This window comes from Halalkalibacter alkalisediminis (assembly GCF_028610705.1).
Lineage (GTDB): Bacteria > Bacillota > Bacilli > Bacillales > Bacillaceae_D > Halalkalibacter > Halalkalibacter alkalisediminis.
Genome location: NZ_JAQQWT010000003.1, coordinates 1 through 20,182, shown reverse-complemented (window position 1 = coordinate 20,182; position 20,182 = coordinate 1). Strand labels below are relative to the sequence as shown.

The following is a 20,182-nucleotide window of genomic DNA, read 5'->3' as shown; positions in this document are numbered from 1 at the left end:
TATGCAAATTCAATTTACAAACAATTCATTTTACATGAAAACGAGTAAAAACATCATTAACGGGAGGAAACAATGAAATTAACAAATAGTAGTGATTCTATATTCATTAATGGCAAATTTTTTACGGCGAAATTAGAGCAACCAGAAGCGAGTGCTATGGTCGTTCGTGATGGAAGAATTGTTTGGATCGGGGAGCAGGCAGACTTAGAGCTTAAGGGAAGAGATTGCATAGATCTAAGAGGTCGCAGGGTTTTACCAGGTTTAATTGATGCTCATTTGCATCCGTTATATTTAGCCAATGCATCTAAGCAAATTGCTTGTACTCCTCCACTCGTTCATTCTATTGAAGATGTAAAACTACAAATTCAGAAGCAATGTAAATCTCTGACGAAGGATACCTGGATTGAGTGTTGGGGTTATGATGAAGGGAAATTAAGTGAAGGTCGGGCACCATCTCGGTGGGATTTAGATGAAGCAACGACGGAGTATCCCGTTATCGTTACCAGGACATGTGGCCATATTGCATCTGTAAACAGTCTTGCTTTGGAAATGGCTGGAATTAATAAAGATACACCTAACCCTGTTGGTGGACAAATTGATAAAGATGATAATGGTGAACCGACAGGAGTTCTAAGAGAAAATGCAAAGGAATTAGTTGCGAAAATAATGCCTGTTCAAACACTTGAGAATAATGCGGCAGCATTAGCGGAACTCAGTCCTAAACTTCTTGCACATGGAATTACATCGATTACAGAATTAATGGCCAAAAGAGAGCCTATTGATTATTTTGAAATGTATCAAGAAGCACGACAAAAAGGACTTCAACAACGTACAGTGCTGTATTATTTATGGGAAGATTTAAGAAGAAATTCTATGTTGGATGAGGAGCAGAAAAGAAATGAAAACCCGATTCATATTGGGGGGGTTAAGTTGTTCTCCGATGGTAGTGTCTCTGGGCAGACTGCATGGGTGAATCCTCCATTTTTAGGTGAAGACGAAGTTTATGGAATTGCGATGACGTCAAAACAGGAGCTATTAGAAGCAGCTGAGGTAGCTAAACAACACAATCTTCAAATGGTGGTACATGCCATGGGGGAGCAAGCCATTGATTTTATTATTCATACATTTTATGGTCAAGAAGGTTGGTTAAAGGATGCCCCTTCGATAAGAATTGAACATGCTTCTTTGCCGACAAAACAAGCAATCGAACGTGCGGCTGAGACGGGAATTGCTTTCGTTACGCAACCCATTTTTCTATATGCAGAAATTGAAAGCTATCTTAATAATTTAGGGGCTGAGCGTACAAAGCAGTCATATCCCGTTAAATCTATGTTAGAGGCTGGGATTCCAGTTGCATTTTCGTCAGACGCTCCAGCAACGGCGTGGGCGGACCCGGTAAATCCGTTTGTTGGAATGAAATCGGCAGTTACGCGTTTTGCCTATGACCAAACAGATACTGGTCAAGATGAGCGAGTAGATATACAAACCGCTATTACCCTTTATACACGAGCTGCTCAAGAAATTACACGAATTCCAGAAGTAGGGCAGCTATCACCAGGTTATCATGCTGACTTTATCGTTTTAGATCAAGATATTCTTAACATTAGTTCGGATAAGATTGATCAGATTCAAGTAGAAGAAACCTATATAAGTGGAAATTTGGTCTATGAGAAAAACAAGGAAGAGGTCTTGAGGTAGAGGATGGCAGAAATATAAGCATGACAAGCGGTGATCAAACGTAAACGATAAAAGGACTCCCACTTTAGGGAGTTGATCAGTTGGATAGGGGTCAATATGGATGTATTAATGAGTGTTATTGAAAAAGCATCAAATATCTTAGTTGTACCACTAATGCTTTTAATTGTAGGTGGAGGGATATTCTTAACTATTCGGCTAGGTTTCTTTCAATTTAGGTATTTCCCTCATATTTTGAAAAAAACGCTTGGAGGTATGTTTAAGAAAGTAGAAGGTAAAGGTACAATAACACCGTTTCAAGCAGTTGCAAGTGCATTAGTCTCAGGCGGTGGGTGTAGCGAATATTGTTGGTGTTCCTGTTGCGATTGCTTTTGGAGGACCTGGAGCTATGTTTTGGATGTGGTTAGTTGCCTTAATTGGAATGGCTACGAAATATTCAGAAGTGGTGCTTGGTATCAAATATCGACAAGTGAATGAAAAGGGGGTCTATGTCGGGGGCCCCATGTATTATATTGACAAAGGATTAGGATGGAAATGGATGGCTGTATTATTTTCAGTCACGCAGTTGTTCGTGGTATTTGCAAGTACATCTGTTCAATCTAACTCGCTAGCGAGTGCGATACATGGTTCTTTTCAAGTTCCGAATATCATTACTGGAGTAATCGTTAGTGCACTAATCTTAGTGGTTATGATAGGTGGAATTAAATCAATTGGAAAATTTGCAGAAAAGTGCATTCCGGCGATGGTTGTTGTTTATAAGGTGGCTGCATTAATTGTCATTTTCCTTCATGTGGAAGCGGTTCCAAGTACCTTTCACTTAATTTTTGCACATGCCTTTACCCCGATTTCAGCAGCGGGTGGGTTTGCTGATGCTGCGATTGCTGCTATTATTCGCTGGGGGGTTGCAAGGGGACTTTATTCGAATGAAGCGGGAATGGGTAGTGCGGCTATAGCGCATTCTAGTGCGAAGAACCAACATCCTGTAACTCAAGGTTTTTGGGGAGTGTTTGAAGTTTTCATTGATACCATTGTCGTTTGCACCGTAACGGCCATTCTCATTTTGTCTACCGATGTTTGGTTGATCGTAGATGCAAGTCAAGCAAATGAGATGACAACCGTTGTGATGGCGCAAGTATTTGGCGATAGTCTAGCAGGTTCATCATCACGATCACTTTGTTCTTCTTTGCCTTTACCCCGATTTTGATGATCGTTTATTTTGGAGAAAACAAGCCGAATATTTATTCGGTCATAAAATATCGATCGTTATTCGATATTTAAGTATCGGTTCGATCCTGTTTGGTTCTGTAGGGAGCTTGTTATTAGTCTGGTCCTTATTAGATATCATGTTAGCGTTTATTGTCATCCCTAATATGATAGCTCTTCTTTTATTAAGCGAAAAAGTAAAAGAGATTACAGTTGATTATTTTGCAAAGCGTGACCAATCGCGTGTTAAACAAGATGAAGATATCACGACTAGGAAATTAGATTAATCTATATCGTTTTTGCGTAAAATTATTTTTCTAGAGCTTATAAATTATTTAGAGGAGGCGCTCCATTGTTTACTCAAACATTAGATCAAGCAATAGAAAGTGTTAAAAAAGAGGTGATTGACTGGAGACGTCATTTTCACCAAAATCCTGAGTTATCCTACCAAGAAGAAAAAACGTCACAATTTGTCTACGAGACGCTGTTATCATTTGGTAATCTAGAGGTTATTCGTCCGACAAAATACAGCGTCATGGCCCGTTTAATCGGAGATAATCCTGGGAAAACATTGGGGATTCGTGCAGATATCGATGCATTACCGATTGAAGAAGAAAATTCGTTAGAGTTCGCTTCGCGAGTACCAGGCGTTATGCATGCGTGTGCTCATGATGGTCATACGGCCATGTTACTTGGAACAGCGAAAATATTATCTAGTATGAAGGATAAGATTCATGGGGAAGTCCGCTTTTTCTTTCAACATGCAGAGGAGCATTTCCCGGGTGGTGCTCAAGAAATGGTAGACGCTGGCGTAATGGAAGGGGTCGATATCGTCATTGCAGCGCACCTCATGTCTACTCTTGAGATTGGAAAAGTTGGCATTGCTTATGGTCCAATGATGGCAGCGACAGATGGTTTCTGGATTACGATTAACGGAAAAGGCGGCCATGGTGGAATGCCGCATCAAGCGATTGATAGTATCGCTATAGGGGCTCAAGTCGTCACCAATCTTCAACATATTGTCGCGCGAAATACAGACCCTTTAGATAACCTTGTCCTTTCAATAGGAAAGTTTGTTGGAGGAGAGGCAGGCAATGTGGTGGCTAATTCTGTTGAAATTAATGGAACGGTACGTAGTTTTGATGTGAAGTTCCGCAAACTCGTACCAGAACTTATGGAACGAATTGTAAAAGGGATTACTGATGCGCATGGGGCATCGTATGAGCTTGAGTATCAATGTGGGTATCTTCCGGTCATTAATGATGAAAAAGTGACTCGAACTATTGAAGAAACAGTCCGTGATATTTATGGAGATGAAACCGTTGATATTCAAAAACCTAATATGGGTGCTGAAGATTTTTCAGCTTTTCAACAAAAAGCTCCGAGTGCTTACTTCTGGATTGGAGCAGGGAATGAAGAAAAGGGAATCACCTATCCACACCACCATCCTCGTTTTGACATTGATGAAGATTCGTTACAATACGGAGTTAAGATTTTTGTTCATTCTGTGTTTAAGTTTTTAAAATAGATTACGAAAGAGGCGGATGGAATGGAAAAAGCTTTACGTAATGAAGTAAATCAGGATGTTAAACTGAAACCAGAGAAAAAGTGGAAACTCCCTCACGTATATGTTATTTTGTTTTCGTTGCTTTTAATGGTTTATATAGCTACTCTGTTAGTACCGAAAGGACAATTTGAAAGAGAAGAGGGGCCAACAGGCGCCCTTCTCATTGTTCCAGGGACGTTTCAGTATATAGAGAGTGCCAATTTAACATTGTTTGATTTGATTTTTGCGATCCCTACTGGAATGGTTCAAGCAGGAGAAATCATTTTTGGAGGATTTATGATAGGGGCCCTATTTGTCATTATTGAAAGGACGGGTCTTCTCTCACTTATTATTCAATTAATTATTAGAATATTTAGTGAAAATAGAATTCTAGTTATTCCGGTGTTGATGATTCCTATGGCACTGTTTACAGCATTTACGGGTGTGATGGAACTTGCACTGATTTACGTACCTATTATGATTCCGCTCATTCTAAAAATGGGTTACGATCGATTAACAGCTACGGCAATGGTGCTCGTTAGTACAGGGGCAGGTTTTTCGGTGGCTCTTACTGCTCCAGCAACCGTCGGTCTAGCGCAAACATTAGCTGAATTGCCGTTATATTCAGGTATTCAATTTCGTTCGGTCATCTTGGCTACTGTCTTGTTAATCGGAATTTGGTATGTGTGGCGTTATGCAAGGAAAATTGAGAAAAACCCTTCTTTAGGTTTGCTATATGGAGATGGGATTGATCATCAATATATGGATGAAGAGGAAAAAGAAGTTCGGAAGGCCACTAAAAAAGATCTCTTAGCAATCGTCTTTCTGATTGTAGGAATGGGCGTTATGATTTACGGTTTGTTAAATTGGGGGTGGTACTTTATTCAAATTGGAGGTTGGTATGCTCTAATGAGTATCGTTCTTGGCTTGATTTGCGGACTGAATTCAAGTGCGATTGCTGAGTCATTTAATGAAGGTTTTAAGAAAATGATCGTAGCGGTTGTCGTAATCGGACTATCTAGATCGATTTCGGTTATCCTTCAAGAAGGAAATATATTAGATACGATTGTACATGGCGTTAGCGAAGTGTTAAGTGGAATGCCAACAGCACTTACAGCAGTAGGGATGATGGTAGTTCAAGGATTATTTAACTTTTTTGTCGGTTCTGGTAGTGGACAAGCGATGATTACAATGCCTATTATGAACGGCTTGTTTATTTATTAGGTGTTTCGCGCCAAACTGCTGTCCTCGCCTTTCAGTTTGGTGATGGATTTACGAATCTTATTTACCCTGTGAGCTTAGTGATGGCGATGTTAGCACTTGCTCAAGTATCTTTCACACAGTGGATTAAATTCATTACCCCTTTAATTGTAACTTGGCTTGCGATTTCAGCTGTTGCTCTCGTAATTGCTCAATATATGGGCTGGTAGTGATAAGTTAGTTGAATGTTAGAAGTAGGATACGGTAGGAAGCCCCCTCAAAAGTTTGAGGGGGCTTTCCTATGCATCGATATTTAATCGCTTTATCCGGTACTGGAGAGTTTGTCTACTCAACCCCAGTTCATCTGCTGTTTTCGTTTTATGATATTTATTTTCCTCCAGTGATTTTTTAATATAGTATTTTTCTGCTTTTAATAAATAGTCTTTTAAATTCCCGCGTGGTCTATCACTACTTAAATCAGCTTGAATAAAAGGATCTTGAGCAGTAGAACGTTTGCTTTCGTTGTTTGTATCATAAACTCCAACCATGGATGACTCAATCGGTGATGCAAGGGATGATTTATTTCTGAAGTGATAGGGTAAGTGAGAAACATCAATGATCGATTCGCCAATCAGTACATTCATAGAGGCCTCGATCACATGTTCAAGTTCTCTAACATTTCCTGGCCAATCATATTGTCTTAGGAGTTGCAAGACTTCTTCGCTAATATTTGTGACTTCCATTTGAAAGATATGATTATATTTCTGGATAAAACTTTTAACTAGAAATGAAAGGTCTTCTTTTCTCTCTCTTAAAGGCGGAATAAATAGAGAGACGACACTCAGACGGTAATACAAGTCTTTCCGTAACCGATTGTTCGCGATGGCCTCCACCGGATCTTCATTTATCGTTGCAATAATTCGAACGTTAACCTTTCGATTCACCGTATCACCGATACGCTTAATCGATTTTTCTTGAATGGCCCTTAGCAGTTTAGCTTGTAGCATGGGACTTAGAGAATTAATTTCATCTAATAAAAGAGTTCCCCCTTCAGCTTGTTCAAATAAACCAATTTGGTCGGCTGCACCTGTGAATGCTCCTTTTTTCGTTCCAAATAGTAAACTCTCAATAAGTGTATCAGGCATGGCTGCACAGTTTTGAGAAATGAAAGGACCCGAGGAGTGTTCGCTTCCATTATGGATGCTTTGTGCGAATAATTCCTTACCAGTGCCTGTTTCCCCGATAATGAGCACCGAGGACGGTGTTCTCGTTGCTCTTTTAGCAATTTCGATCACTTCATTAATAGCAGCACTCTCTCCAATTAAACTATCAAAAGTAAAACGGGTATCGCCCTTGAGATTCAAATTATTTTTTATTAAATTTTCTAGTTTTGTTACATCTTTAGCGATCTCTATCGCTCCAATCACCTCATCATCCGAGTAGATCGGGAACGTATGATTGATCGTCGTAATGGCTTTGCCGTTTTTGGTGAAATACGTCTGTTTCACATTTCTAAACGTCTTTTTCTTGAACAATGCTTCGAGTAAAGTACTTCTTTGACCCTCTTCAAATTCAAATACGTCTAAGAAATCCTTATTGAAAACGTCTTCTTCTGAAAGGGATTCTATCTCCATCATCTTATGATTATATATAACAGTCTTACCAGATTCATTGATGGCGTGGACTCCAACATCAATTTCATTCAATATAGTTTGATAGATTTTTATTAATTGATTGAATTCATTTTTGTTTAAGTGCATGGAAAAGCTCCTCTCTATTAAATTTCTCCAGTTTGTTTGTCTCTTTCTTTAAGTTTAAACGTGAACGTTTAGAATGACAATTTTTTTTATGAAAACCGTTTATTTGTTATGGGGTTTAGTTATTTTGTATAAAAAATTTTCGTATGTAAAATTTTTTATACAAAATAGTAAAAAAACTTTCTTTTTTGAAAGAAGATACGTTCGTTTACCTGTTTTGAAAGTTGGCATAGAACTTGCAGGTATAAATGTGAATAGAAAAAAGAGTTGGATTTTCTAAAGGAGGAATGACAATGTTCACGTCGACAATTATAAAAAAAACAGAAACATTTGGAGCTAGAAATTATCATCCATTACCGGTTGTTATTTCAGAGGCAAAAGGGGCTTGGGTAAAGGACCCTGAAGGAAATAAATATTTAGATATGTTAAGTGCTTATTCTGCAGTAAACCAAGGTCACTGCCATCCGAAAATAGTAGATGCTTTAAAAAAACAAGCTGATAAGATCACATTAACATCTCGTGCTTTCCATAATGATCAGTTAGCGCCTTTTTATGAGAAAGTAGCTAAGTTAACAGGTAAAGAGATGATCCTTCCGATGAACACAGGTGCTGAGGCGGTGGAAACGGCTATAAAAACAGCACGTAGATGGGCTTATGACGTAAAAGGTGTAGCAGATAATCAAGCGGAAATAATCGTTTGTGAAGAAAACTTTCATGGTCGAACGATGGCTGCTGTTTCTCTTTCTTCTAATGATGCCTATAAACGTGGATTTGGTCCTATGCTTCCAGGCATTAAAATAATTCCTTATGGTGATATCGATGCTTTAAAAGAAGCTATTACACCTAATACTGCAGCTTTTATGCTTGAGCCAATTCAAGGTGAAGCGGGAATTAGGATCCCTAGAAATGGATTTTTGAAAGAAGCATCTGAATGGTGTAAAGAGGGGAATGTTTTATTTATCGCCGATGAGATTCAAGCGGGCCTTGGACGCTCTGGAAAACTATTTGCTTGTGAGTGGGAAAATGTTGTACCTGATATGTATATTTTAGGTAAAGCACTTGGCGGCGGGGTATTTCCGATTTCTGTTATTGCAGCCAATGAAGATGTTTTAGGTGTATTTGAGCCAGGGTCTCATGGTTCAACATTTGGTGGGAATCCGCTTGCTTGTGCGGTTTCACTTGCAGCACTTGAAGTCATCGAAGAAGAAAACCTCGTTCAACGTTCACATGAACTAGGAACTTATTTAAAGGAACAATTAGAAAAAATAAACAATCCAATGATTCAAGAAATCCGAGGTAGAGGTTTATTTATCGGCGTTGAATTAAAAGAACCTGCAAGAAAATATTGCGAACAATTAAAAGAAGAAGGTCTGCTTTGTAAAGAAACCCATGAAAATGTGATTCGCTTTGCACCGCCACTTGTGATTGAGAAGGAAGATCTTGATTGGGCGATCGAAAAAATTCAAAAAGTACTCGGCCGTTAATGGCTTTGCAAAAATAAAAAATGAGGTGGATGTCCGTGGAAGCTGTCATCGAAAAAAGCAAAGAGGCAAGCGTGCTGTCGTCAACACAACAAGTTATCAAACAAGCCTTGAGTAAGTTAGGTTATAAAGATGAGATGTTTGAATTGCTGAAAGAACCTGTTCGTATGTTAACCGTCCGAATCCCCATACGTATGGATAACGGAGACATAAAAGTGTTTACCGGCTACCGCGCGCAGCATAATGATGCAGTTGGTCCGACAAAAGGTGGCATTCGGTTTCACCCTGAAGTAACAGAAGATGATGTTAAAGCTTTATCTATGTGGATGACCTTAAAATGTGGGATTGTCAATGTACCATATGGTGGCGGGAAAGGTGGAATCGTTTGTGATCCAAGAACGATGTCCTTTTCGGAACTCGAGCGCTTGAGTAGAGGGTATGTTAGAGCAATAAGTCAATTAGTAGGCCCTACTAAAGATATTCCAGCACCTGATGTTTTTACTAACTCTCAAGTCATGGCCTGGATGATGGATGAGTATAGTCGGATTCGTGAATTTGATTCACCTGGCTTTATTACAGGTAAGCCAGTCGTATTAGGAGGCTCTTATGGTAGAGAAACTGCAACCGCTATGGGAGTGGCAATTTGTATAGAAGAAGCGGCTAAGAAAAAAGAAATGAACATTGTCGGAGCAAAAATTATCATTCAAGGTTTCGGTAATGCTGGTGGATATTTGGCAAAAATCTTATCAGAACAAGGGGCAAAAATCATTGGGGTCTCTGATGCTTATGCAGCTTTATACGATGAGAATGGTTTGGACATTAATTACTTACTAGAAAAACGTGATTCATTTGGAACTGTAACGAATTTGTTTAAAAATACGATTACCAATCAAGAACTACTTGAACGTGAGTGTGACATATTAGTACCGGCGGCGGTTGCCAATCAAATTACGCGCGATAATGCTCATCAAATTAAAGCTTCTATTGTGGTCGAAGCAGCAAATGGACCAACGACAATGGAAGCAACAACGATATTAACGAATCGAGATATATTGATCGTTCCAGATGTGTTAGCTAGTTCTGGTGGGGTTACCGTTTCTTATTTTGAATGGGTACAAAACAATCTAGGATACTACTGGTCAGAAGAAGAAGTAAGTGAGAAACTTCGAGCAAAAGTAATTAGTGCTTTTAACTCAGTAATTGACACTGCCAATTTGCACAAAGTAGATACTCGCTTAGCTGCATATATGGTTGGTGTGCGAAAGACAGCAGAAGCATCAAGATTCCGTGGTTGGGTTTAGGGGGGATTCTAGTGGGTTACCTAGCAGTAGATAGTTTATCTGATGGGATCGTAGAAAAAGTATGCGTACATGAAGGGGCTTTTGTATATGAGTGGGAACCTTTGTTTTTTATTAGAACACCAAACGGAGCCGTTAAGAAAGTGGAACTAGGGGCTAGTGGGATCGTCTCGAAAGTGCATGTCACTCAGGGTGAAAGAGTATGTATACAGATGACGTTAGCTGTATTGGAAGAAGATACAAGTCCAACTGGTTGTGATTAATCTAGAAAACAATAAAATTGAGAAACTTGGAGGAAGTAGATATGTTAACAACTTATAAGCACGAACCATTTACTGATTTTGGTTTAGAAGAAAATAGAATTGCGTTTGAAGAAGCACTTCGAAGTGTCGAGAAAGAACTTGGTAAAGAATACCCATTAATCGTCGGCGGTAAGCGTATTACGACAGAAGCGAAAATCGTTTCAAATAATCCATCGAATAAAGAAGAGGTCGTTGGAGTTGTTTCAAAAGCAGATAAGGAAATAGCGGAAGCGGCAATTGAAGCTGCAGATCAAGCATTTCAAACATGGAGATACATTAATCCTGAAGAAAGAGCTAATATTTTAATCCGAGCAGCAGCCATCATTCGCCGCCGCAAGCATGAATTTTCTGCTTGGCTTGTCAAAGAAGCAGGTAAGCCTTGGAAAGAAGCTGATGGTGACACGGCTGAAGGGATTGACTTCCTTGAGTATTATGCGCGCCAAATGATTGAGTTAAAGGACGGTAAGGCTATTAATAGCCGAGTAGGTGAACAAAATCAGTATATTTATACGCCGACGGGTGTGTGTGTGACGATTTCACCTTGGAACTTTGCTTTTGCCATTATGGCAGGAACAACGGTAGCGCCAATTGTAACCGGAAATACGGTTCTTTTAAAACCAGCAAGCACAACACCGGTTGTAGCTTATAAATTTGTTGAAGTTCTAGAAGAAGCAGGTTTACCAAGAGGGGTTGTTAACTTCATTCCAGGTAGTGGTGCAGAAGTGGGCGATTATTTAGTAGACCATCGGAAAACGAGCTTAATTACCTTTACAGGGTCTCGTGATGTCGGCGTTCGTCTATATGAAAGAGCTGCGGTTGTTCACCCAGGGCAGCAACATTTAAAACGTGTAATCGTTGAAATGGGTGGGAAGGATACAGTGGTTGTTGATAGCGAAGTCGATTTAGACTTAGCGGCTGAAGCGATTGTCACATCAGCATTTGGATTCTCTGGACAAAAATGTTCAGCAGGTTCACGTGCTGTGGTTCACCAAGATGTGTATGATGAGGTGCTAGAAAAAGTTGTACGTTTGACAAAGGAATTATCTGTTGGAGAACCTACAACACGTGATATCTACATGGGTCCAGTTGTGGACAAAGCGGCCTTTGATAAAATCATGAGCTATGTAGAAATTGGAAAAGAAGAAGGGCAACTTGTGGCAGGTGGAGAAGGAGACGATTCTAAAGGATTCTTTATTCAACCGACTGTATTTGCTAACTTAGATCCTAATTCAAGAATTATGCAGGAAGAAATCTTTGGTCCAGTCGTTGGCTTTAGTAAAGCAAGAGACTTTGACCATGCAATCGAAATCGCCAATAATACCGAATACGGACTTACCGGTGCAGTGATTACGAATAATCGAGCTCATATTGAACAAGCAAAACAAGGTTTCCATGTCGGTAATTTGTATTTCAATCGCAATTGTACAGGAGCTATTGTTGGATACCATCCGTTTGGTGGTTTTAAGATGTCTGGTACGGATTCTAAAGCAGGTGGACCTGATTACTTAGCGCTTCACATGCAAGCGAAAACAGTATCAGAAATGTATTAATACCGCAGTTTTTAACTTCCCTACTCATTTTATGGGTAGGGAAGTTTTTAGCATATAGCTAAAAGGAAAGAGAAAGCGATAAGTTAACAGATACATGTATCAAAGTAGAGGCTGATGGAGGAAATGATATGCAGAATATAGGAACAGAACGAGTAAAACGTGGGATGGCAGAAATGCAAAAAGGTGGCGTAATTATGGATGTCATTAACGCGGAACAAGCTAAAATAGCAGAGCAAGCTGGAGCAGTCGCGGTGATGGCATTAGAACGTGTGCCTGCTGACATTCGTGCGGCCGGTGGAGTGGCGCGTATGGCAGATCCAACGATTGTTGAAGAAGTGTTGAATGCCGTATCGGTTCCAGTTATGGCAAAAGCTCGGATCGGTCATGTTGTAGAAGCACGAGTGCTTGAAGCAATGGGTGTTGATTATATAGATGAAAGTGAAGTGTTAACCCCTGCTGATGAAGTGTTTCATTTGTATAAGCGTGAATTCACGGTTCCGTTTGTTTGTGGGGCACGAGATCTAGGGGAAGCATCTAGGCGTATAAGTGAAGGGGCTTCGATGATTCGGACAAAAGGGGAGCCTGGTACGGGGAACATTGTTGAGGCTGTTCGTCACATGCGTATGATTCAAGGGCAAATCCAAAAAGTAAAACAAATGTCTACAGATGAATTAATGACGGAAGCAAAGAACTTAGGCGCATCATTTGAACTATTACTGCAAATAAAGGAGACGGGCAAATTGCCTGTTGTGAACTTTGCGGCGGGCGGAGTGGCTACCCCGGCTGATGCAGCATTAATGATGCAATTAGGTGCAGATGGAGTGTTTGTAGGTTCAGGAATCTTTAAATCAGAGAACCCTGAAAAGTTTGCTCGTGCGATCGTAGAAGCAACGACTCACTATGAAGACTATGGCTTAATTGCTGAGCTTTCAAAAGGGCTTGGAACAGCGATGAAAGGGATTGAAATCTCTTCATTGAATCCGTCTGAACGAATGCAGGAGCGCGGTTGGTAACAACAATCTAATTAGAGTGGAGTTTTACAAATGGACATAGACTGGATGGAGTGGCAAAAGAAAATTATAAGAGATGAGCATGTAGTACCTGAGTTGATGGACGAAAAGATGAAGAAAGTTAAAAGGAATCCTATGTTTTCTAATTATGTAAGTAACAAGGGACTTGTCAAAAACAACAGTTCAAAACATATTGACTCCGTAAAATATAATTTTTAGAAAATAGTAGGAAACATAGTGGTATAACTGTTTTGGAGTAGAGGGTATGGTAGCCTTTTCGGTAGCTTAGAAAAAAGGCTTTGGTTAAGGGTATCATACCTGCTGAGCTCTATTTCAATCAAATCTTACGGGGAAACTATCAAATTATACTAGAAAAAAGGATGAATAAAAAATTAGTAGGCAAAACGAGTTAAGTCCTACCCTTTCTATAATTGGTCATGACCTAATAGTTTTTCTGAATATTTAAATATGTCTTGACACTAATTTGAAAGCGGTTACAATAAAACTATATTCTGGATAGGGAGGTAAATTAAAACACATTACTCAGCCAAGTTAAATGTACGTAGCTTTGTTGAAAAAGAAAGGGGAGGTGAATCCTGAAAAACATTTTGGAATGTTAGAAAAAGCTAAACAACCAACTAGTAGAGTCTCTCAAGAAAATGCAAAAGGGTGAGGGTGTTAACGAACTGAGCGGTCGCTCTTTTTAAAGAAGTTAACTTATTTTTAGGGGGTACATATGGGAGCTTATAAAAAAGAAGTTTGGTTTACTGTTGTGATGTCTCTTGTTTTTATCGTTGTTGGTAATGCAGGATTGTTTTTTTCTATTTTTCCAGTTGGTGGAATGTTGTTCGGTTTTCCAGTTATGTATATCATTCCTATTCTCCTTGGTTGGTTCGGTATTTTTATTTTAACCATCATAGCGGGCAAGATTGGCAATCATATTGATGATGAGATTGACCGAGAGAGCGCTATGACAGTTGATACCGAGAAGCAGAAGGGAGTGTTGTAGATGGCAGAACAAGCATGGCAATTATCTAATCCACTACTTGGAATCGCTGCAATCATTGCAACATTTTTGCTATTTTATGTAGTTGGCTATATTTCAAATCGTAATAGTAAATCGGTTCAGGATCTATACGTCGCCGGAGCAAGTGTAGGACCACTTACGAATGGGTTGGCAATGGCCTCTACATATATGAGCCTTGCTACATTTCTCGGCATCACTGCACTAATTTTAAAGCTTCAAGTTCCTTTTATTATTCTTTGGATTCAGCTCATTCTCGCAATCCCTCTTATTACAATTATTTACGGGACGTGTCTTCGTAGGATGGGAGCCTTTTCTCCAACACATTTTATTCGAGAACGATACGGGGTGAGTGCATCGATCATTGCGGCTCTTTTTATGATTCTCGTATCCATTATGTACGCTCTTGGTCAAATGATTGGAATTGCCCTTGCATTTGAAACCGTTCTTGGAATCCCATATATGACAGGTTTAATTGTAGGTGGTCTGATTATAGTTGGTTACATTACACTTGGCGGAATGGCTGGGGCTACTAATAATGCAGCTATTCAGATGGTGATTATGGCACTTATGTTCATCGTGCCACTCGGTGCTATTATGAAAGCTGTTGGTGGCAGTGGCTGGTATTTCCCACCGCTTCTTTATGCGGACATGGTGCCTTCGATGCTTGAAGCAATGCCAGGATTTTTTGATTACCAATACTCGCCTAAGTGGTATTTTTCCATTATTCCTGCTCTGACAATTGGAGCTCTCGGGCTACCACATCTAGCTATGAGAATTTATACAGCATCTAGTTTAAAGAGTGCAAGATCTGCAATGGTCTGGTTCGCATTTATACTTGGTCTTGTTTTCTCTGCTACTTATGCAATGGGCTTTGTTGGTGTGTTCGCTACAGAGTCTCAGGGTATTGTCATTTCAGATGCGGATGCTGACAAACTTACACTCATTTTGAATTTAGTTTACAACCCTGAATGGGTCACAGCCCTTGTCATTGCAGGTGCCATTTCAGCAGGTCTTTCAACGTTAAGTGGTAACTTATTAGCGATTGGTGCCCTATTGTCACAAGATATTGTCACAACATTAAAACCGAACCTAACCAATAAAATGCGCGTTCGCCTTGGGTATATAGCCATCTTTTTTGGTGGAATCGTCAGTATTTTGCTAGCTATTAATCCACCAGCTTTTCTTGTTGTAAGTATCCTCTGGGCCTTTGGTCTCGCCGGAGTAACAAATGCCCCATTAATCTTGATGGGTGTTTGGTGGAAGGAAGCAAACCGAATTGGTGCGATTTCTGCATCTGTTATTGGTGGTTTGCTCTATATCGTAGTTTCACCATTTGTATTCCCGAGTATTGTTTTAACTGGGCATGGGATAACGGATGGTATGGGACTTTCCGGAGCTATGCTCGCCGTGCCTGTTAGTTTTATACTATTAATTGTTGTGTCCTATGTAACGAACCGAATACCGGCATTAAAAGGAAAACTAACTCCTGAAGCAGATGAAGCTTTAGTAGAAAGAATCCATGGTTGGAACGATGTTCAGCCTTATCGATACAATAGTAAACTGGGGGCTGCGGTTACGGTCATCTTTTGTACAGTTATTGCCATATGGGCAATTTTACCTTGGAATATGTAATGAATTAAGGAGGATTTCGATTGTTTGGAAGAATGATTGCTTTAGATGCACAAGCTTTCCGGATATTTGCTAATACCCCGAAGGCCGTGTTGTATAGTCGAATGATCCTTCTTGTTGTTGGCCTTGGTTACGGTATTTTTTCCATCATCGCTAACGCCAACTATATTGTAAGCTTTGAATCACCCATGCTTCGAAGAGTAATTGTCCCTTTTCTATTCGTGTTGTTTGGTCTGCTAACTGTGATCATAACAAAATTTGGACTTACTCTTCTCCTTTGGGCAGGGGCACGAGGATTCGGAGGTCCAGGTAGGATGAGGGAAATAAACAATTTTGTTTCTATCTCATTAGTTCCAGGTCTTCTTGGAGTTCCTTTTCTAGTAGGGGCTGGTGGGCTAATCTTATTATTGCCTCTAGTTTTAGGTGTTGGATGGATGTATTTAATTTGTGTGAAAATTTTAGAAGTGACACAGGAATTTCAAGGCATTAAAGCGTATCTATCTGTTATGGCTGTTTTCATCTTTTTTGCTAGTATCTACTATATCATTATGCCGACTGGCACAATCAGCTAATGCTGTAAGGTGAGTATCTATGAAGATAGAAAATGCAAGAAATCTTTAAAACTACAAAACGTTAGATTGGCAAAGGCCATTCTAATCAGTTAGGGAGAGAAGATGATGAATCAACTAAATTTACATGCACCGGAATACTATAATATGGCTCAAGATATTGATCGGTATGCCGACCAAGCAGAAAAGTTAGCACTACTTTGGGAAAATGAAGAGGGAGAAACAAGAGAAGTCACTTATTTGAACTTAAGGAAAGAGTCTAACCGAGTTGCCAGTGCATTTAAAAAGATTGGTTTACAAAAAGGTGATACAATCATCATTACGCTTCCTCGGATTCCTGAAGCATACTCCATTTATCTTGGGGCTTTAAAACTTGGACTAATCATTTCCCCTGGATCCGAGATGTTAAGAGAAAAGGATCTTTTATATCGTGCGGAGCATTCAAAGGCTAAAGCGACGATTTGCATCGATAGTTTAACAGATCGATTTGATCAAATCCGTTCTAGGGCTAAGAGTTTAAAGCATTTTATTACGGTAGGAAAAGAAACGGAAGGTTGGATCAATTATGATCACTTAGTAAAATCAGAGTCTGAGCAGTTTGAAATCGTTCAAACGAAAGGGAGTGATATAGCTTTTCTAAATTATACGTCAGGTACAACTGGGAATCCAAAAGGTGTTATACACCCGCATAGTTGGGCTTATGCGCATCAAGCGGTTGCTGCTAAATTATGGCTTGATGTAAAAGAGGACGATGTCGTTTGGGCAACAGCTGCACCTGGTTGGGCAAAATGGAATTGGACCCCTTTTATGTCAACCTTGGGATCTGGTGCAACCGGATTGGTTTATAATGGGAAATTTAATCCTGAGAAATACTTAAGCTTAATGGAAAAATATAAAGTTAACGTCCTTTGTTGTACACCTACAGAATATCGCTTAATGGCGAAACTAGATGGGCTTGAACGATTTAATATCCCGTCTATGCGAAGTACAGTGAGTGCTGGAGAACCATTAAACAAAGAAGTGATTGATACATTTAAAAAGCATTTTAATGTTCAAGTACGTGATGGATACGGACAAACAGAAAATTCATTATTAGTCGGTACTCTAATGGGGATGGAAGTGAAATCAGGATCGATGGGTAAGCCGACACCAGGAAATCAAATAGCGATTATCGATGAGGAGGGCCAACCTGTATCTGTTGGTCAGGTAGGGGATATAGCTGTTCATCGTAGCACACCGGCGCTATTTAAAGGCTATTTAAATGATCCAGAGAGAACGGCCGCTGCCTTCCGTGGTGATTGGTATTTAACAGGAGATCAAGCCTCACTAGATGAAGATGGATATTTTTGGTTTGAGGGGCGTTCTGATGATATAATCATTAGTTCTGGCTATACGATTGGTCCTTTTGAAGTGGAAGATGCGCTCGTTAGACACCCTGCGGTGAAAGAATGTGCGGTCGTCGCAGCACCTGACGAAATTAGAGGCTCCATTGTCAAAGCCTTTATTGTTTTAAAAGATCAAACAGAGGGCAGCGAAGGATTGATAAGCGAATTACAAGAGCATGTCAAACTGATGACGGCTCCGTATAAATACCCAAGAGCAATCGAATTCATTGATGAATTGCCTAAAACAACTTCAGGAAAAATCCGTCGTATTGAATTAAGACAGCTTGAAAAAAGCAAAAGTGCTTTATAATACCTGATCAAAAGCTCAATTGTTCGGTTGAACAATTGAGTCTTTATTTGGTTTGATAGGTTTATGAAGATCCTTCATTTAGTCATTTTCTTGAGTTATGTTGTACTTCATGAGTACAATAGAGTAGAGGAAAGTAAGTAATAATAAAATTGAAGGTGTTTTTTTATGAATTCATATATAGTAGTTGGAGCAGGAATTTTAGGCGCGACAGCAGCTTTTCATTTAGCAAAGTCCGGTGCAAAGGTCACTCTAGTAGATAGAGAGGAAAAAGGGAAAGCAACCAATGCAGCAGCTGGAATAGTTTGTCCGTGGCTGTCGCAGCGCCGTAACAAGGCGTGGTATCAATTAGCGAGAGGGGGAGCGAAATATTATCCTTCACTTATTGCGGAATTAGAAGCTGAAGGAGAGACGGAAACAGGTTATGCAAAAGTAGGTGCGGTCAGTCTTCAAACCGATGAAGAAAAGCTAGATAAAATGGAAGAGAGAGTTCGAAAACGCTTTACCGAAGCACCGGAAATTGGAGAAGTAACAAGATTATCGCCTAGCGAAACAAAAGCATTGTTTCCACTACTTTCAATTGAATTTGGCTCCATTCACGTGAGTGGAGCAGCCCGTGTCAATGGAAAAGCGCTTTGTGAGGCTTTGATTTCTGCAGCTCAAAAAAATGGTGCGACTTATATTCGTGCAGATGCACAGTTGGCTTTTGATGGAAACCAAGTAACTGGTATTCAGTATGAAGGGAATACGTTGTCGGCTAATCAGGTTTTAGTAACAGCAGGGGCTTGGGCGAAAGAGTTGTTGCTTCCGCTAGGCATTCATTTTAAAATTGAGCCACAAAAAGCACAAATTATTCATCTTGACCAGCCAGATACCGACACAAGCTCATGGCCTGTCGTAATGCCGCCCTCTAATCAATATTTGCTAGCGTTTGAAGGGGGGAGAATTGTGGCCGGTGCCACTCATGAAGATGATCAAGGGTTTGACCGCCGTGTGACGGTTGGTGGGGTTCACGAGATATTGGATAAAGCACTGAAAGTGGCTCCAGAATTAGAAGATAGTACAGTGTCTGAGATAAAAGTTGGTTTTCGACCAGTTGCTCCTAACTTTTTACCTGTAATAGGGGCTATTCCTCATTACCAAGGGCTTTTGGTTGCCAATGGATTAGGATCATCAGGGCTTACCGTTGGACCTTATCTCGGTGCTGAACTTGCTAAGTTAGCACTTGGAAAAGAGACGGAGATTGATCTTGAACTCTATGCTACAACCGTTGCTATTGAGTTAGTGAAAAAATGATAATATTCCTTGAAAAGAACCAACTCGGTTCTTTTTATTTTGATGAAACGGTGGTAAAAAGAGGAAATAGGTTCGTGGACATTGAACAATAATAGATAGAAAAAAAGAAGCAAATTGTTATGATTACTAAACAGGTTAGAAGATATAAGATAGGGGTTCATATGAATAAGATCATTTTTTCACTTCTAGTCATCTTAACAACAGCATTGATGGGATCTTCGTTTGCGATAGGGAAACTAGGGTTAGCTTACTCTTCTCCACTCTTACTAGTGGCTCTTCGTTTTACATTTGCAGGGATCATTATGGCGGTTATTGTTAAAGTATTTAAAAGAGAACACCCTAAACAAAGGGGTGAGTGGTTTAAAATTACGCTCATAGGGCTTGCGCAGACGGCTGGAGTGATGGGGTGTATTTTCGTTGCGTTGAGGACGATTAACGCTGGAGAAACATCTATTCTCACTTTTATTAATCCCTTACTTGTAGTGGTGCTTGCTACATTATTTTTAAAGATAAAATATGGGTTTCGCCAATGGCTAGGAGTAAGCATTGGGTTTATTGGAGTTTTTATTACACTAGGAGCGCATCTAGATTTTAAAGTTGGAACAATATTAGGTTTTCTATCTGCAGTGTCTTGGGCGATTGGTACGCTACTTATAAAAAAGTGGGGCGATCTTTTTGATACGTGGGTGTTAACTGCTTATCAGATGTTATTAGGTGGTCTAATTTTATTAGTGGCTAGCTTCATTCTTGAAACACCTTATTTTATTCTTTCATTAAATTCCATTATTATCTTGGGTTGGCTCGCCATTATGGCTTCTATCGTTCAATTTGCTGTATGGTTTTATTTATTGACGGTTTGTCAATCTAACTGCGACACTTCTTCCCAAAACGCTTCGTATGAAGTTTTCCAACCAAGACATTTTCTTG

Annotated in this window: 17 protein-coding genes and 2 pseudogenes; 18 read left to right on the top strand and 1 reads right to left on the bottom strand. The window is 39.8% G+C overall.

From position 1 onward, the window contains the following. Window positions 1-72: 72 nt before the first annotated feature. From PQ474_RS04960 to PQ474_RS04935, 6 genes and pseudogenes are all read left to right on the top strand, one after another. Window positions 73-1,698 (top strand): amidohydrolase, encoded by a 1,626-nt coding sequence (locus PQ474_RS04960; protein ID WP_273840939.1) that lies wholly within the window; start codon window positions 73-75, stop codon window positions 1,696-1,698. Window positions 1,699-2,023: 325 nt separating this feature from the next. Then, window positions 2,024-2,899 (top strand): alanine/glycine:cation symporter family protein, encoded by an 876-nt coding sequence (locus PQ474_RS04955; RefSeq protein ID WP_273840938.1) that lies wholly within the window; start codon window positions 2,024-2,026, stop codon window positions 2,897-2,899. Between the two features lie 49 nt (window positions 2,900-2,948). Next, complete coding sequence (locus PQ474_RS04950) at window positions 2,949-3,185, top strand: alanine:cation symporter family protein (RefSeq protein ID WP_337956344.1); 237 nt, start codon at window positions 2,949-2,951, stop codon at window positions 3,183-3,185. 65 nt (window positions 3,186-3,250) lie between these two features. Further along, window positions 3,251-4,426, top strand: a complete 1,176-nt coding sequence (locus PQ474_RS04945) for a M20 family metallopeptidase (RefSeq protein ID WP_273840937.1) — start codon at window positions 3,251-3,253, stop codon at window positions 4,424-4,426. A gap of 21 nt (window positions 4,427-4,447) precedes the next feature. Next, window positions 4,448-5,668 (top strand): YfcC family protein, encoded by a 1,221-nt coding sequence (locus PQ474_RS04940; protein ID WP_273840936.1) that lies wholly within the window; start codon window positions 4,448-4,450, stop codon window positions 5,666-5,668. 53 nt (window positions 5,669-5,721) lie between these two features. Next, window positions 5,722-5,874: pseudogene (locus PQ474_RS04935) on the top strand (YfcC family protein); the annotation flags it as partial. A gap of 69 nt (window positions 5,875-5,943) precedes the next feature. Here the strand turns inward: PQ474_RS04935 and PQ474_RS04930 are convergent. Further along, window positions 5,944-7,404, bottom strand: coding sequence for a sigma-54 interaction domain-containing protein (locus tag PQ474_RS04930; protein ID WP_273840935.1), 1,461 nt, complete (start codon window positions 7,402-7,404; stop codon window positions 5,944-5,946). A 284-nt stretch (window positions 7,405-7,688) separates the two neighbouring features. On the opposite strand from PQ474_RS04930, the gene PQ474_RS04925 reads away from it, so the two are divergent. The 12 genes and pseudogenes from PQ474_RS04925 to PQ474_RS04870 all read left to right on the top strand — a co-directional run. Next, complete coding sequence (locus PQ474_RS04925) at window positions 7,689-8,885, top strand: ornithine--oxo-acid transaminase (protein WP_273840934.1); 1,197 nt, start codon at window positions 7,689-7,691, stop codon at window positions 8,883-8,885. A 35-nt stretch (window positions 8,886-8,920) separates the two neighbouring features. Next, a complete protein-coding gene (locus PQ474_RS04920) occupies window positions 8,921-10,183 on the top strand; it encodes a Glu/Leu/Phe/Val family dehydrogenase (RefSeq protein ID WP_273840933.1) in 1,263 nt (420 codons plus the stop codon). Window positions 10,184-10,194: 11 nt separating this feature from the next. After that, window positions 10,195-10,443 carry a biotin/lipoyl attachment domain-containing protein gene (locus PQ474_RS04915; RefSeq protein ID WP_273840932.1) on the top strand — a complete coding sequence of 83 codons (249 nt, stop codon included), beginning with the start codon at window positions 10,195-10,197 and terminating at the stop codon, window positions 10,441-10,443. A 41-nt stretch (window positions 10,444-10,484) separates the two neighbouring features. Beyond that, entirely contained in the window at window positions 10,485-12,032 is a 1,548-nt protein-coding gene (pruA, locus tag PQ474_RS04910) for an L-glutamate gamma-semialdehyde dehydrogenase (RefSeq protein ID WP_273840931.1), read from the top strand. Window positions 12,033-12,160: 128 nt separating this feature from the next. Further along, on the top strand, window positions 12,161-13,045 hold the full coding sequence (gene pdxS / locus PQ474_RS04905) for a pyridoxal 5'-phosphate synthase lyase subunit PdxS (RefSeq protein ID WP_273840930.1): 885 nt from the start codon (window positions 12,161-12,163) through the stop codon (window positions 13,043-13,045). A gap of 30 nt (window positions 13,046-13,075) precedes the next feature. Then, entirely contained in the window at window positions 13,076-13,261 is a 186-nt protein-coding gene (locus PQ474_RS04900; protein ID WP_273840929.1) for a hypothetical protein, read from the top strand. A gap of 517 nt (window positions 13,262-13,778) precedes the next feature. Continuing rightward, window positions 13,779-14,051, top strand: coding sequence for a hypothetical protein (locus PQ474_RS04895; protein WP_273840928.1), 273 nt, complete (start codon window positions 13,779-13,781; stop codon window positions 14,049-14,051). Then, window positions 14,052-15,701, top strand: a complete 1,650-nt coding sequence (locus PQ474_RS04890) for a solute symporter family protein (protein WP_273840927.1) — start codon at window positions 14,052-14,054, stop codon at window positions 15,699-15,701. 20 nt (window positions 15,702-15,721) lie between these two features. Next, a complete protein-coding gene (locus PQ474_RS04885; protein WP_273840926.1) occupies window positions 15,722-16,270 on the top strand; it encodes a hypothetical protein in 549 nt (182 codons plus the stop codon). A gap of 105 nt (window positions 16,271-16,375) precedes the next feature. Continuing rightward, window positions 16,376-17,962 carry an acyl-CoA synthetase MbcS gene (mbcS, locus tag PQ474_RS04880; RefSeq protein ID WP_273840925.1) on the top strand — a complete coding sequence of 529 codons (1,587 nt, stop codon included), beginning with the start codon at window positions 16,376-16,378 and terminating at the stop codon, window positions 17,960-17,962. Window positions 17,963-18,127: 165 nt separating this feature from the next. Continuing rightward, a complete protein-coding gene (locus PQ474_RS04875) occupies window positions 18,128-19,255 on the top strand; it encodes an NAD(P)/FAD-dependent oxidoreductase (RefSeq protein ID WP_273840924.1) in 1,128 nt (375 codons plus the stop codon). A gap of 161 nt (window positions 19,256-19,416) precedes the next feature. Then, window positions 19,417-20,106 (top strand): annotated as a pseudogene (locus PQ474_RS04870) (DMT family transporter); the annotation flags it as partial. Window positions 20,107-20,182: the final 76 nt, after the last annotated feature.

Bases quoted from the DNA above. Each gene is read 5' to 3' on its own strand.
- PQ474_RS04960 (WP_273840939.1), top strand. From the start codon at position 73: ATGAAATTAACAAATAGTAGTGATTCTATATTCATTAATGGCAAATTT.
- PQ474_RS04940 (WP_273840936.1), top strand. From the start codon at position 4,448: ATGGAAAAAGCTTTACGTAATGAAGTAAATCAGGATGTTAAACTGAAA.
- PQ474_RS04930 (WP_273840935.1), bottom strand. From the start codon at position 7,404: ATGCACTTAAACAAAAATGAATTCAATCAATTAATAAAAATCTATCAA.
- PQ474_RS04925 (WP_273840934.1), top strand. From the start codon at position 7,689: ATGACAATGTTCACGTCGACAATTATAAAAAAAACAGAAACATTTGGA.
- pruA (WP_273840931.1), top strand. From the start codon at position 10,485: ATGTTAACAACTTATAAGCACGAACCATTTACTGATTTTGGTTTAGAA.
- pdxS (WP_273840930.1), top strand. From the start codon at position 12,161: ATGCAGAATATAGGAACAGAACGAGTAAAACGTGGGATGGCAGAAATG.
- PQ474_RS04900 (WP_273840929.1), top strand. From the start codon at position 13,076: ATGGACATAGACTGGATGGAGTGGCAAAAGAAAATTATAAGAGATGAG.
- PQ474_RS04895 (WP_273840928.1), top strand. From the start codon at position 13,779: ATGGGAGCTTATAAAAAAGAAGTTTGGTTTACTGTTGTGATGTCTCTT.
- PQ474_RS04890 (WP_273840927.1), top strand. From the start codon at position 14,052: ATGGCAGAACAAGCATGGCAATTATCTAATCCACTACTTGGAATCGCT.
- mbcS (WP_273840925.1), top strand. From the start codon at position 16,376: ATGAATCAACTAAATTTACATGCACCGGAATACTATAATATGGCTCAA.
- PQ474_RS04875 (WP_273840924.1), top strand. From the start codon at position 18,128: ATGAATTCATATATAGTAGTTGGAGCAGGAATTTTAGGCGCGACAGCA.